The 12,315-nt window shown below is 60.5% G+C and carries 13 protein-coding genes; 5 read left to right on the top strand and 8 right to left on the bottom strand.

The features are described 5' to 3' along the window. Nucleotides 1–34 precede the first annotated feature (34 nt). Nucleotides 35–328 carry a Dabb family protein gene (locus ACIQWS_RS12740; protein ID WP_223614040.1) on the top strand — a complete coding sequence of 98 codons (294 nt, stop codon included), beginning with the start codon at nucleotides 35–37 and terminating at the stop codon, nucleotides 326–328. On the opposite strand, the gene cueR is transcribed toward ACIQWS_RS12740, so the two are convergent. Together cueR and ACIQWS_RS12730 are read right to left on the bottom strand one after the other, a co-directional pair. After that, nucleotides 325–720: a Cu(I)-responsive transcriptional regulator gene (gene cueR, locus ACIQWS_RS12735; RefSeq protein WP_223614041.1), complete on the bottom strand. Its 396-nt coding sequence runs from the start codon at nucleotides 718–720 to the stop codon at nucleotides 325–327. The genes ACIQWS_RS12740 and cueR overlap by 4 nt on opposite strands. Before the next feature lie 7 nt (nucleotides 721–727). Then, nucleotides 728–3,238 (bottom strand): heavy metal translocating P-type ATPase, encoded by a 2,511-nt coding sequence (locus ACIQWS_RS12730; protein WP_403179537.1) that lies wholly within the window; start codon nucleotides 3,236–3,238, stop codon nucleotides 728–730. 213 nt (nucleotides 3,239–3,451) lie between these two features. Between ACIQWS_RS12730 and hisC the strand changes: the two genes are divergently transcribed. Further along, nucleotides 3,452–4,522 carry a histidinol-phosphate transaminase gene (gene hisC / locus ACIQWS_RS12725; RefSeq protein ID WP_403179534.1) on the top strand — a complete coding sequence of 357 codons (1,071 nt, stop codon included), beginning with the start codon at nucleotides 3,452–3,454 and terminating at the stop codon, nucleotides 4,520–4,522. 52 nt (nucleotides 4,523–4,574) lie between these two features. Here hisC and ACIQWS_RS12720 read toward each other — a convergent pair whose 3' ends face one another. Then, nucleotides 4,575–5,480 carry a methylated-DNA--[protein]-cysteine S-methyltransferase gene (locus tag ACIQWS_RS12720; protein ID WP_403179532.1) on the bottom strand — a complete coding sequence of 302 codons (906 nt, stop codon included), beginning with the start codon at nucleotides 5,478–5,480 and terminating at the stop codon, nucleotides 4,575–4,577. Between the two features lie 131 nt (nucleotides 5,481–5,611). After that, nucleotides 5,612–6,106: a DUF2244 domain-containing protein gene (locus tag ACIQWS_RS12715; protein ID WP_403179529.1), complete on the bottom strand. Its 495-nt coding sequence runs from the start codon at nucleotides 6,104–6,106 to the stop codon at nucleotides 5,612–5,614. Between the two features lie 34 nt (nucleotides 6,107–6,140). On the opposite strand from ACIQWS_RS12715, the gene nth reads away from it, so the two are divergent. Next, the gene (nth, locus tag ACIQWS_RS12710) at nucleotides 6,141–6,908 is read left to right on the top strand and encodes an endonuclease III (RefSeq protein ID WP_346306147.1); all 768 of its coding nucleotides are present in this window, start codon (nucleotides 6,141–6,143) and stop codon (nucleotides 6,906–6,908) included. Here the strand turns inward: nth and ACIQWS_RS12705 are convergent. Continuing rightward, nucleotides 6,905–7,621, bottom strand: a complete 717-nt coding sequence (locus ACIQWS_RS12705; protein WP_346306148.1) for a sulfate transporter family protein — start codon at nucleotides 7,619–7,621, stop codon at nucleotides 6,905–6,907. The two genes, nth and ACIQWS_RS12705, sit on opposite strands and share 4 nt — an antisense overlap. A 165-nt stretch (nucleotides 7,622–7,786) precedes the next feature. On the opposite strand from ACIQWS_RS12705, the gene ACIQWS_RS12700 reads away from it, so the two are divergent. Next, on the top strand, nucleotides 7,787–8,779 hold the full coding sequence (locus tag ACIQWS_RS12700) for an adenosine kinase (RefSeq protein WP_346306149.1): 993 nt from the start codon (nucleotides 7,787–7,789) through the stop codon (nucleotides 8,777–8,779). Here the strand turns inward: ACIQWS_RS12700 and ACIQWS_RS12695 are convergent. The 3 genes from ACIQWS_RS12695 to hrcA all read right to left on the bottom strand — a co-directional run bounded on the left by ACIQWS_RS12695 (nucleotide 8,771) and on the right by hrcA (nucleotide 11,454). Beyond that, nucleotides 8,771–9,424, bottom strand: coding sequence for a trimeric intracellular cation channel family protein (locus ACIQWS_RS12695; RefSeq protein WP_403179524.1), 654 nt, complete (start codon nucleotides 9,422–9,424; stop codon nucleotides 8,771–8,773). The genes ACIQWS_RS12700 and ACIQWS_RS12695 overlap by 9 nt on opposite strands. A 119-nt stretch (nucleotides 9,425–9,543) precedes the next feature. Then, nucleotides 9,544–10,257 (bottom strand): nucleotide exchange factor GrpE, encoded by a 714-nt coding sequence (gene grpE, locus ACIQWS_RS12690; protein WP_223614050.1) that lies wholly within the window; start codon nucleotides 10,255–10,257, stop codon nucleotides 9,544–9,546. A 126-nt stretch (nucleotides 10,258–10,383) separates the two neighbouring features. After that, nucleotides 10,384–11,454, bottom strand: a complete 1,071-nt coding sequence (gene hrcA / locus ACIQWS_RS12685) for a heat-inducible transcriptional repressor HrcA (RefSeq protein ID WP_403179521.1) — start codon at nucleotides 11,452–11,454, stop codon at nucleotides 10,384–10,386. Nucleotides 11,455–11,591: 137 nt separating this feature from the next. Here hrcA and rph point away from each other — a divergent pair, with 137 nt between their 5' ends. Beyond that, a complete protein-coding gene (rph, locus tag ACIQWS_RS12680; protein WP_223614052.1) occupies nucleotides 11,592–12,308 on the top strand; it encodes a ribonuclease PH in 717 nt (238 codons plus the stop codon). The last annotated feature ends 7 nt before the right edge of the window (nucleotides 12,309–12,315 follow it).

The raw sequence follows: 12,315 nt of genomic DNA, 5'->3' as shown, positions 1-12,315 counted from the left end.
GTCCGCGCCAGTTCGATCAAGCAGGAACAAGACCGTGATCCGCCATATTGTATTCTTCAGCGCCCGCAATCCGGATGATGTCGACACGATCCATACGCGTCTCAAGCGGCTTGGAGAAATTCCGCACTCCCTCGTGTTCGAGGTCATGAAGAACACCAAGACCGATCCGATCTCGGGTGAAATCGATATTGTCGTTTATGGCGAGTTCGCCAGCGCCGAGGCGCTGGCCGCCTACAAGGCGCACCCGATCTACAGTGAAACCACAGCGGTGGTTCGCCCCTTGCGCGAATTGCGCATTTCGGCCGATGTGGTCTCTACTCTGGCTTAAGCGTCAGCCGTACCGGAAATACTTTCCAGAATCGGGCAGTCCGGCCGCTGGTCGCCATGGCAATGGGCGACCAGGTGCTGCAACGTGTGCTGCAGTTCGCGCAGTTCGGTGATCTTGCGCTCGATTTCCTTCAGTTTCGTCCGGGCGATGCTTTTGACATCGGAGCTCGCACGCTCCTTGTCTTCGTAGAGCGCCAGGAGCTGGCGGCATTCCTCCACTGAAAATCCAAGCCCGCGCGAGCGTTGCAGGAAGCGCAGCTTGTGCACATCCGACATCGAATAATCCCGATAGCCGTTGTCGGACCGGTCGGGCTTCAACAGCCCGATATCCTCGTAATAGCGGATGGTCTTGGCCGGGAGGCCCGATTTTTCCGATGCATGGCCGATATTCATGGGAACCTCACAGTTTCAGTGTCCGCAGCCGCAATGCATTGGCAATGACCGATACGGAGGAAAGGCTCATTGCCGCTGCCGCCAGCATGGGCGAAAGCATGGCGCCGAAGACGGGATAGAGCACGCCCGCCGCAACCGGCACGCCCAGCACATTATAGACAAAAGCGAAGAACAGGTTCTGCTTGATGTTGCGGATGGTTGCATCAGCAAGATGACGGGCACGGACAATGCCGTTGAGGTCGCCCTTCACCAGAGTAATGCCCGCGCTTTCCATCGCGACATCGGCACCCGTGCCCATGGCAATGCCGACATCGGCCGCGGCAAGCGCCGGGGCATCGTTGACGCCGTCACCGGCCATGGCGATCTTTGCGCCCTTGGCCCGGAGCTCATCGACCAGCCGCTTCTTGCTCTCGGGCATCATGTCGGCGCGCACTTCATCGATGCCGAGCCGGGCGGCGACCGCCTGGGCGGTGATCTTGTTGTCGCCGGTCGCCATGATGATGGTGAGGCCGGCCTTGTGCAGCAGGCGGATTGCCTCGGCCGTCGTGGCCTTGATCGGGTCGGCGACCGCGATGATGCCGGCGGCCTTGCCGTCGACGGCCATGAACAGGACACTCTTGCCGCCAGTCCGCAGTGCATCGGCCTTCTCGCTCAGGGCGGATATGTCGGCACCAACGTCCTGCATCATGGCTTTGTTGCCGAGCGCAACGGACTGCCCGCCGATGCCGCCGGAAACGCCCTTGCCGGTGACCGCTTCGAACGTTTCGGCCTTGAGCAGGGTGAGAGTGCGGGCTTTCGCACCTTCGACAATGGCTTCGGCAAGCGGGTGCTCGGAACCTTTTTCGAGGCTGGCGGCAAGAATCAGCAACTGGTCGTCGGTCAGCACACCAGCAGTCACGATATCGGTGAGTTTCGGCTTGCCCTCGGTGAGAGTGCCCGTCTTGTCCACGATCAGAGTATCGACACCGGCAAAACGTTCCAGCGCTTCCGCATCCTTGATCAGCACACCCGCTTGCGCGCCGCGCCCTGTTGCCGTCATGATCGACATGGGCGTTGCGAGACCAAGCGCACAGGGACAGGCGATAATCAGCACCGAAACGGCGGCGACAAGGCCGTAGATCATGCCGGGTTCCGGTCCGAACCAGGCCCAGGCGATGAACGCGACGATGGCGACGAGAACCACCGCGGGCACGAAATAGCTGGCGACGCGGTCCGCCAGACCCTGAATCGGCGCGCGCGAGCGTTGGGCCGTCGCGACCATGCCGACAATCTGCGACAGCACCGTATCGGCGCCCACTTTTTCCGCCTTGATCAGCAGCGTGCCGTTGCGGTTGAGCGTACCGCCGGTCACCGCATCATTCTCGGTCTTTTCAACCGGCAGCGGTTCGCCAGTCAGCATGGATTCGTCGATCGACGAGCGGCCTTCCAGCACGATGCCATCCACCGGCACGCTGTCACCCGGACGGACCCGCAGCCGATCACCGGCCACGACCTCGTCCAGCGGGATATCGTTTTCCGTCCCGTCCGCTGCCACGCGGCGCGCGGTTTTGGGTGCAAGGTCAAGCAGGGCGCGAATGGCGGATCCGGTACGTTCGCGCGCCTTCAGCTCCAGAATCTGTCCGAGGAAGACAAGCGTGACGATAACGGCCGCCGCCTCGAAATAAACCGGCACGCTGCCGCCATGCATGCGGAAGGCATGCGGGAAAATGTCGGGGACGAGTGTTGCCACGACACTGAAGGCATAGGCCGCACCGACGCCGATGGCGATGAGCGTCCACATGTTCGGGCTGCGGTTGACGAGGGATGCCCAGGCGCGTTCGAAGAAGGGGATGGCCGCCCAGAGGACAACCGGGGTGGCGAGGACCAGTTCCAGCCAGATCGCACGGCTTTCCCCGATCCAGTCGCGGAAAGGCAGGCCAAGCATGGGCCCCATGGTGATGAAGAGCAGCGGTATGGAACAGAGCGCGCTGATCCAGAACCGGCGGGTGAAATCCACAAGCTCAGGGTTCGGGCCCTCATCCCCGGTGGGAATGCCCATGGGTTCGAGCGCCATGCCGCACAGCGGGCATGACCCCGGGCCGTCCTTGACGATTTCCGGATGCATCGGACAGGTATATTGGGTTCCCGCCGGCATCGGCTTGGGTGCCGGCCTGTCGCCGAGATAATCCTGCGGCGCCTTTTCGAATTTCGCCATGCAGCTGGCCGAGCAGAAATAATATTTCTCATTGTCGTGCCGCAGGAAGTGTTTTGCCGTTGCCCGGTCGACGGTCATGCCGCAGACCGGATCGATCGCCGTCAGGTAGGGCTCCGGGTCGGCCGTGAATTTCTTGTGGCAGCCCGCCGAGCAGAAGTGAAACACCCGGCCCGCATGCTCCGCCGTCGGCTTGCCGGCCGTAGGGTCAACCAGCATGCCGCAGACCGGATCGCGCACGACCTCAGCCTGCGCCGCGTGCGTACTGCAACAGCTGTGGCCATGGGTGCTATGAGCGTGATCGTGGTCGTGATGGTCATGTTTCATGATGGAACTTTCGACATGTACGGGAAGATAGTGATGCAAAGGTAATTCTTCCAGTAACTGGAAGGTCAAGGCCTGCCCGAAAGTTTCTTCAATGCAGCGCAATGGCTGGGATTTCGATTGTTGCAAAAGCCTGTTTTTGCCATGGTACGGGAATCGACACGCACTGTTCGCTTGAATCGCGATCACCCGGCCAACGCAGTACTGGACATTTAGATGAGCCGTTTTTGGAGTTCTCTCGTGCACACATTGACCCCGTATGTCGCGGGAGAGCAACCGGTGCTACCCGATCTGATCAAGTTGAACACCAACGAAAACCCATATGGTCCGTCACCGCGCGCATTGGCGGCCATAGCAGCCGAGACGACGGAAGCGTTGCGGCTTTATCCCGATCCAACGGCGTACAGGCTGAGAGAAGCCATCGCCAAAAGCCATGGGCTTGACGCCAATCACGTTTTTGTCGGCAACGGATCTGACGAAGTGCTGGCGCACGTGTTCCAGGCATTGCTGAAACACGACAAGCCCTTGCTGTTTCCCGATGTCACCTACAGTTTCTTTCCGACCTATTGCCGTCTCTATGCAATAGACTTTCGGGCTGTTCCGCTCGATGACACGATGGCGGTCCGCATTGCCGACTACCGGCAGGCATGCGGCGCAATCATCCTGCCCAATCCGAATGCCCCCACCGGCACGGCCTTGCCCCTGGCGGAAATCGAGGTATTGCTTGCCGATCACCCCAATCAGGTCGTGGTGATCGATGAAGCCTATGTGGACTTTGGTGCACAGAGTGCAATCCCCCTGGTCGCACGCTTCCCCAATCTGCTCGTGACACAGACCTTTTCAAAGTCGCGCGGGCTGGCCGGCCTGCGCGTTGGCTTTGCCGTCGGGCAGCCTGCGCTGATTGAAGCGCTGCAACGGGTGAAGGACAGCTTCAACTCCTATCCCCTCGACCGTCTCGCCATCGCGGGAGCAGTTGCCGCTTGGGAAGATAGGAAATGGTTCGAGGACAAGCGCGACCGCGTCATCGCCACAAGGGAAAGTCTGTCCGCTGCCTTGCGCGCGCTGCAGTTTGAGGTTCTTCCCTCGGCGGCCAATTTTCTGTTTGCACGCCATGCCGTGCTGCCCGGCGCGCAGGTCGCTGCTGAGCTTAGAAACAGGGCCATTCTGGTCAGGCATTTCCCGAAACCGCGCATAGACGACTATCTGCGCATCAGCATCGGTACGGACGAAGAGTGCGAGACGCTTCTGTCCGGCTTGGCCGATGTGATCGCATCGTTGAAAGGATAAAAGCCCGGCATTGCTGCCGGGCCTTGATGGGTGTCTCGGGAAGATGCGGCGATCAGCCGGAACGGGCCATGTCGAGTTGCGTGCCGTCGCCCATCTGCCCGGCTTCCCAGCCGAGAATGGCGCGCTTGCGGGTCAGACCCCAGTGATAGCCTGTGAGGGCGCCGGATTTGCCGACGGCGCGATGGCAGGGAACCACGAAGGAAATCGGGTTGGCGCCCACCGCAGCACCGACAGCGCGGGAGGCTTTGGGCGAGCCGATTTCCTGGGCGATGTCCGAATAGGCGCAGGCCTTGCCCATCGGCACCTTCAACAGGGCTTCCCAGACACGCAGCTGGAAGTCCGTGCCGATCATCACCACTTTCAGCGGCCGGTCCGAACGCCATTCAGCCGGGTTGAACACCCGTGCCGCATAGGGCGACGTGGCGCCAAGGTCTTCGACATAGGTGGCATTGGGCCAGCGGGATGTCATGTCTTCCATGGTTTCGCGTTCATGCCCCTGATCGGCAAAGGCAAGACCCGCCAGCCCGCGATCCGTCACCATCACCAGGGCACGCCCGAAGGGCGAGATATGGAAGCCGTAACGGATGACGAGGCCCGCGCCGCGGGTCTTGTAGTCGCCCGGCGACATGCCTTCATGGGTGACGAACAGGTCGTGCAGGCGGCTTGGCCCGGACAGGCCGGTTTCCAGGGCCGTCTCCAGCAGCGGCATGCCCTCGTCGAGCAGGCGGCGGGCGTGGTCGATGGTCACGGCCTGCAGAAAGCCCTTGGGCGACAGGCCTGCCCAGCGGGTGAAAAGCTTCTGCAGGGCCGTGGGTGAAAGCCCTGCCTCCTTGGCCAGGACCTCGAGCGATGGCTGGTCGCGATAATCCTCACTGATCCGCTCGATGATATGGCTGACAATGGCGTAGTCATTGCCCGAAGGCGTAATATCGTTCTGAAGAATGGCATGCGGTTTCATGGTCGTTACCTCATTCCGGCATGATCCGATGCGTTGCGTCGCAAAGACAGATCAGGCTTTCAATTCATGTTGAGTGTCATATGACCATGCAGGGGCCTGATCTGCCACCCGATTCTTGCGTGATATGAAAACTACCGGCCCTTGGCCGCGGCCAGGGCCCGGGTGAATGCCATGGCAAAGCTTTCCCGGTCATCGGGATTGAGAAACGAGCCGATCGTCACCGCCTTGCCCTGTCCCTCCACGCGCATGGAGGTGATGCCGATTTCCGCGTGCCGCGCGACATTGAACCGGGTCCAGAACGGGTTGAATTCGTGCAAGTTGGTCCGGCCTGACGGCGCCACCTGCCTGATCTGCAGCGCGATCCTTGAAACGCTGACCTCCTCATGCGCTTTTGCTGCGGTGTAGTTCATCCGGAAGGCAAGATAGATCAGGAGGACATCAAGGCCGAAAAAGCCGAACACCGGCCATGCTCCCAGCGACAGGAAGAACAGACCGGTCAGAAAACTGCTCCCGCCGATCGCGGCCATGACAATGAGAAAGCCTTTGCGGCCAAGCGACCGGTGCGGCACCAGAAGGGCACGGAAAATTTCCTCCTCATTGTGCGCAGCAGCGTCAATTGGGTTCATTGTTTGGCTCATGACGCTTGAGTATAGAAGGGTCATGGAAAATCCCAAGAGCAAATTTGATCAGATTGACGTGAGTGACATCGCCGAAAAGCCGGTGAAGCGGCCGCGCCTTGTCGCCGGTACGCGCTATACCGCCGCTGAAATCCACGAGATTTTTCGCCGGTTCTCGATCCAGCGGCCGGAACCCAAGGGCGAGCTCGAGCATGTCAATGCTTTTACCCTTTTGGTCGCGGTTGCGCTTTCGGCCCAAGCGACGGATGTCGGCGTCAACAAGGCAACCCGCGCTCTATTCAAGGTTGCCGATACGCCAGAAAAGATGCGGGATCTCGGCGAGGCAGCTGTCGGCGAATACATCCGAACCATCGGCCTCTGGCGCAATAAGGCCAAAAACGTCATTGCCCTGTCGGAAGCCCTGATCCGCGACTATGGCAGCGAGGTGCCGGATGATCGCAACGAGCTGGTCAAGCTTCCCGGTGTCGGCCGCAAGACCGCCAATGTGGTGCTCAGCATGGCGTTCGGGCAAGCGACGATGGCTGTCGACACGCATATATTCCGGATCGGCAACCGGCTGGGTCTCGCGCCGGGCAAGACACCGGATCAGGTGGAAGCCAAATTGATGAAGATCATTCCGGCGGAATATCTCTATCACGCCCATCACTGGCTGATCCTGCACGGCCGCTATGTCTGCAAGGCCCGCAAGCCCGAATGCACGGCCTGCGTCATTGCCGATATCTGCAAGGCGGCGGAAAAGACATCGGAACTGCCGGCGCCGCTGGTGCCGTTGCCCCCACAGGTTTTCTAGCGCAGCCCTGCGGGTGGTTCCGATTGAGCCACAGCCTTGTGCAGATGCACCATCATGGCGGCCGCAAACAGCGGGGTCAAAAGGTTGAGGATCGGAATGGCCATGAAGGCCGCAATGACGAGACCGGCCAGGAAAACCGTCGTTGCATGTTTCGACCGCAGCGCCTTGGCTTCCATTTCCGGGCGGAACCGCATGGCGGCGAATTCGAAGAATTCCCGACCGAGCAGATAACCGTTGACCACGAAGAACGCGATGATGTTGACGCCGGGAATGAGAAGCATCAGCAGTGCGATGATATTGCCGAGGATAACGACGCCGAGGAATCTCAGCGAAAGCACGAAGGAGCGCAGCACCGGGAGCGGGCGGCCCTTCGGATCGAGCGGGTAATCCGACTTTTCCACAACTTCAGCCACATCGTCGAGAAACAATCCGGCGACGATGGCCGAAACCGGCGCGATCAGCAGTGCCAGCCCCAGCGCCAGGGCGATACTGGCGAATACACCGGCGATAAAGCCAAGCCACCCGGCCCAGGATGGCAGGTCCGGCATCCATTGATCGAAAAAGGGCAATGCCAGCAAGGCAAAGAGTTCCCGCAGCCCGAACCAGGCACCGATCAGCAGAAGCACGGTCATTCCGAGAGACTTCCACAGGACAGAACGGAATTCCGGCCGGAACAGGTGACTTGCTGCGGCCTGGGCGCTGTCAAAAATCATGGTACCGTTCTTCCTTTCCGGTCTTTCCAATGTTTGGGACATAAGGAGCGCGTCCGGTGCAGACAAGGCGCCCCGCGCATTAGGGGTAGTCAAGGCCCGCTGTTCCGGCTAGGACTTGGCGAACCAGAGGCCAAGAACTGCAATTGAATCAATCCTGGAGTTTTCATGTCGAGTTATGACGTGCTTTGCATCGGCAATGCCATTGTCGATATCATCGCCCGCACGGATGACGATTTTATCGTCAAGAACGGTATCATCAAGAATGCGATGAACCTGATCGATGCCGACCGTGCGGAATTTCTGTATGAGCGCATGGGACCGGCCATCGAAGCTTCTGGCGGAAGTGCTGGCAATACGGCGGCTGGCGTTGCCAGCCTTGGCGGCCGCGCCGCCTATTTCGGCAAGGTTGCCGACGATCCGCTCGGCCACATCTTTACCCATGATATCCGCGCGCAGGGCGTTGCCTTCGATACGCGCGTGTTGAAAGCGCCGCCGCCCACGGCCCGCTCGATGATTTTCGTTACGCCCGATGGCGAGCGCTCCATGAACACCTATCTCGGGGCCTGCGTCGAGCTTGGACCGGAAGACGTGGAAAGCTCCAAGGTATCGGAAGCCAAGGTCACCTATTTCGAAGGCTATCTCTGGGACCCGCCCCGGGCGAAGGAAGCCATCCGCCTGTCGGCGAAAATCGCGCATGAGCACAAGCGCGAAGTGTCGATGACGCTGTCGGATCCGTTCTGCGTGGATCGCTATCGCGAGGAATTCCTTGAGCTGATGCGTTCCGGCACCGTTGATATTGTTTTCGCCAACGAGGCGGAACTGAAGTCTCTGTACCAGACCGACGACTTTGAGAAGGGACTTGATGCCATCCGCAAGGATTGCAAGCTCGCCGCCATCACCCGCTCGGAAAAGGGCTCGGTGGTTGTCTCGAAGGACGAAACCGTTGCCGTTCCGGCGATCGAGATCGCCGAGCTTGTCGATACGACGGGTGCGGGTGATCTCTATGCGTCGGGCTTCCTGTTCGGCTATACCAATGGCCGCTCGTTGACCGATTGCGCGCGGCTCGGCTCGTTGACCGCCGGGCTCGTGATCCAGCAGATCGGCCCGCGTCCGGCGCAAAATCTGAAAGTGGCTGCCCAGCAGGCCGGTTTACTCTGATCGAACGATGCCGTCACGCTTGAGCTCTTCAGGCGTGCGGCCCACCTTGTGGTAGTTCGGCAGGGTCCAGCCGAAATAAAGCGCGCCGCCGCGAACCGCAAAGGCGGTCAGCGCGGCGAACAGGGCCGAAACCTCCGGCCCCGCCGAAAGCCCCCGCAGCAGCGTGTAGGCGACCGAGCCGGCAAGCGCCGCGGTGACGTAGATCTCGCGCCGCATCAGCACCGACGGTTCCGCGGAAACGATATCGCGCAGCACGCCGCCGAATGTTGCCGTCAAAATGCCTGTCACAACGGCAATGGTCGGGCTGAAACCGAGCGCCAGCGCCTTTGCAGCGCCCATGACGCTGTAGGCCGAAAGCCCCAGCGCATCGAGCCACAGCAGAAGCCGGTAGCGCGATTCCAGGAGATTGGCGGAGAAATAGACGATGATTGCCGCAGCAGCACAGACGAGGATATAGCCGGGCTCGCGGACCCAGAAGACGGGAACGCCGAGGATGAGGTCGCGCAGGGTGCCGCCGCCGATGCCCGTTACCGCAGCCAGAAAAACGAAAGCGATAATATCAAGCTGGCGGCGCGAGGCGGCGAGGCCGCCTGTCGCGGCGAAAACGAAAACGCCCGCATAATTGAATATCTGGATCGATGTCATCGGCTGTTCCCCTCCATATAAAAGGTAGAACATGGCCAATACGGAGCGTAAACAGCTAAATTGAAAAGGCCAGATCCCGTCGCCGGAATCTGGCCTTCGTCGTTGAGATGACGCTATCGTTATGCGTCTTTTTCCGCCTGCGGGTTGATCGGACCCGGCTCTGCCTGGCCTTCGCCGGCAGCCTGCTTCGGACCGCCCTTGGAAACGCCGACGAGTGCCGGGCGCAGCATGCGGTCGCCGATGACGAAACCGGCCTGCGCCACCTGCAGCACGGTGTTGTGCGGCACGTCGGCGTTGGGAATTTCGTACATGGCCTGATGGAAATTCGGGTCGAAACGCTGGCCCTGCGGTTCGATCTTCTTGACGCCGTGGCGTTCCAGCGCCGACATCATCGAGCGCTCGGTCATTTCCACGCCTTCGGCCAGTGCCTTGAAACCTGCATCGCCATTGGCGAGGGCATCGGCCGGAATGGCTTCGAGCGCGCGCTTCAGATTGTCGGAAACCGAAAGCATGTCGCGGGCGAAATTGGCGACCGAATAGGAACGCGCATCGTGAACGTCACGGGCGGTGCGCTTGCGCAGGTTTTCCATATCGGCGGCCAGACGCAGCAGCTGATCGCGCAGATCGCCGTTTTCGCCGCGCAATGCATCCAGTTCAACACTGTTGGCTGCTTCCGCCTGTTCTTCCTCTTCCTGCGCCATGGCATATTCCTCTGCCTTGCGCGATTTCAGAAAATCATCGGCGGCACGCTTCAGCGCATCACGGTCGCGCGGATTCTTCAGATCGCGCTGATCGAGATCGGGTGCGTCATGATGTTTCTTTTCTTCAGTCATCTATCCTGTCCGTTCATAAATCGAATGTGCGCTGGATATCGAGGTTTAGGCCATGAAAATCAAGTGCAAATGCCCGAAGCGGGGGAAGTTCGCGTGGCGGCACAGCGCCAGTGCAGTATCCGCGCTCTATCGCAACAGTCGTGAGACCAGCTGCGCCGTATAGTCCACCATCGGAACAATGCGCGCATAGTTCAGCCGGGTGGGGCCGATAACGCCGAGGGCGCCGATGACCCGCTGTTCCGAATCGCGATAGGGCGCGATGACCAGAGATGAGCCGGAAAGTGAAAACAGCTTGTTCTCGGAGCCGATGAAAATGCGCACGCCCGATCCGGCTTCCGCCAGATCGAGCAGTTGTATCGTGCCTTCCTTGGTCTCGAGATCATCGAACAGATGGCGCAGCCGGTCGAGATCCGCTTCGGCGTTGATGGAATCCAGAAGGTTCCCGCGTCCCCGCACGATGAGCCGCGGCGGTTGGCCGCCACCCGTGCCGCCCCAGACCGCAAGTCCCTGCTCGACCAGGTGTTGCGACAGGACATCGAGCGCCTGCTGGGTTTCGTCCTTCAAGCGGGCAATTTCCACGCGTGCTTCGGTGATGGTGCGGCCCTGAATATGCGCATTGAGGAAATTCGATGCTTCGATCAATTGCGATGGCGTCACGCCGGGCGGCAGGTCGATCACCCGGTTTTCAATGTCGCCGCTCTGGGTCACCAGCACCGCCAGCGCCTTGGTGGGTTCCAGCCGCACAAACTCGATGTGCTTGAGTGCGCCTTCCGCTTTGGTTGCAAGCACAAGTCCGGCGCCGCGCGACATGCCCGACAGGATCTGGCTGGCCTGCGTCAGCATGTTCTCGCTCGACTGGGCGTCGCCGCCCGCCCGCACCTGCGCCTCGATGGAATTGCGCTCGTCGGAGGAAAGGTCGCCCACCTCCATGAAGGCATCGACAAAGAACCGCAGGCCCAATTGTGTCGGCAGCCGTCCCGCCGACACGTGCGGCGCGTAAACAAGGCCGAGATGCTCGAGATCACTCATGACATTGCGGATGGTCGCCGGGGAAAGCGTCACGGGCAGGATGCGCGACAGGTTGCGCGATCCCACCGGTTCGCCGTCACCGAGATAGCTCTCGACGATGCGCCGGAAAATATCCCGTGACCGCTGGTCGAGGGATTGCAATGGTTCGGGAGTAACTGCCTTGTTCATTCTGTGTGACGCCCTTGTTCTCTGCCAGGGAATATAGGCGTTGTCGGTCCAATCATCAAAGCTTTTGCTTCATGGTTCCATTTAAGCGTCCGTTGCTCTAAAAGGCCGGACAACCATATTTTTCAAGAGGTCATTCCATGCGTCCTTCCAAACGAGCCCCAGACGAAATGCGCGCCATTTCCTTCGAGCGCGGCGTTTCCAAACATGCTGAAGGCTCGTGCCTGGTCAAGTTTGGCGATACACACGTCCTGTGCACCGCCAGCCTTGAGGAAAAGGTGCCGGGCTGGATGCGCAATACCGGCAAGGGCTGGGTAACGGCGGAATACGGCATGCTGCCGCGTTCGACCGGCGACCGCATGCGCCGCGAGGCTTCATCCGGCAAGCAGGGCGGCCGCACTTTGGAAATCCAGCGGCTGATCGCCCGTTCGCTGCGCGCCGTCGTGGACCTGCAGGCGCTGGGCGAAGTGCAGATCACCGTGGACTGCGATGTCATTCAGGCGGATGGCGGCACCCGGACGGCAGCCATCACCGGCGGCTGGGTCGCCTTGCACGAATGCCTGCGCTGGATGGAAACACGCCAGATGCTCAAGGTCGAAAAGGTGTTGAAGGACCATGTTGCGGCGATTTCCTGCGGCATCTCCGACGGCACGCCCGTGATTGATCTCGATTATGCCGAGGATTCAACGGCACAGACCGATGCCAACTTCGTCATGACCGGCAAAGGTGGTATCGTGGAAGTGCAGGGAACGGCGGAAGGCGAGCCATTCTCGCAGGACGAGCTGCTGGCCTTGATGGGGCTTGCCCGCAACGGCATCACCCGGCTGGTTTCGCTGCAGAAAATGGCGGTCTCGTAAGCGGAAA

It is taken from the genome of Phyllobacterium sp. NPDC097923, assembly GCF_044760925.1.
GTDB classification, from domain to species: domain Bacteria; phylum Pseudomonadota; class Alphaproteobacteria; order Rhizobiales; family Rhizobiaceae; genus Phyllobacterium; species Phyllobacterium calauticae.
The sequence above is the reverse complement of the archived record's forward strand: the minus strand, read 5'-3'. Positions and strand labels throughout refer to the sequence as shown.

Excerpts from the sequence above, each read along its gene's own strand:
- cueR (WP_223614041.1), bottom strand. The coding sequence starts at position 720 with ATGAATATCGGCCATGCATCGGAAAAATCGGGCCTCCCGGCCAAGACC.
- ACIQWS_RS12730 (WP_403179537.1), bottom strand. The coding sequence starts at position 3,238 with ATGAAACATGACCATCACGACCACGATCACGCTCATAGCACCCATGGC.
- hisC (WP_403179534.1), top strand. The coding sequence starts at position 3,452 with ATGAGCCGTTTTTGGAGTTCTCTCGTGCACACATTGACCCCGTATGTC.
- ACIQWS_RS12720 (WP_403179532.1), bottom strand. The coding sequence starts at position 5,480 with ATGAAACCGCATGCCATTCTTCAGAACGATATTACGCCTTCGGGCAAT.
- ACIQWS_RS12715 (WP_403179529.1), bottom strand. The coding sequence starts at position 6,106 with ATGAACCCAATTGACGCTGCTGCGCACAATGAGGAGGAAATTTTCCGT.
- nth (WP_346306147.1), top strand. The coding sequence starts at position 6,141 with ATGGAAAATCCCAAGAGCAAATTTGATCAGATTGACGTGAGTGACATC.
- ACIQWS_RS12705 (WP_346306148.1), bottom strand. The coding sequence starts at position 7,621 with ATGATTTTTGACAGCGCCCAGGCCGCAGCAAGTCACCTGTTCCGGCCG.
- ACIQWS_RS12700 (WP_346306149.1), top strand. The coding sequence starts at position 7,787 with ATGTCGAGTTATGACGTGCTTTGCATCGGCAATGCCATTGTCGATATC.
- ACIQWS_RS12695 (WP_403179524.1), bottom strand. The coding sequence starts at position 9,424 with ATGACATCGATCCAGATATTCAATTATGCGGGCGTTTTCGTTTTCGCC.
- grpE (WP_223614050.1), bottom strand. The coding sequence starts at position 10,257 with ATGACTGAAGAAAAGAAACATCATGACGCACCCGATCTCGATCAGCGC.
- hrcA (WP_403179521.1), bottom strand. The coding sequence starts at position 11,454 with ATGAACAAGGCAGTTACTCCCGAACCATTGCAATCCCTCGACCAGCGG.
- rph (WP_223614052.1), top strand. The coding sequence starts at position 11,592 with ATGCGTCCTTCCAAACGAGCCCCAGACGAAATGCGCGCCATTTCCTTC.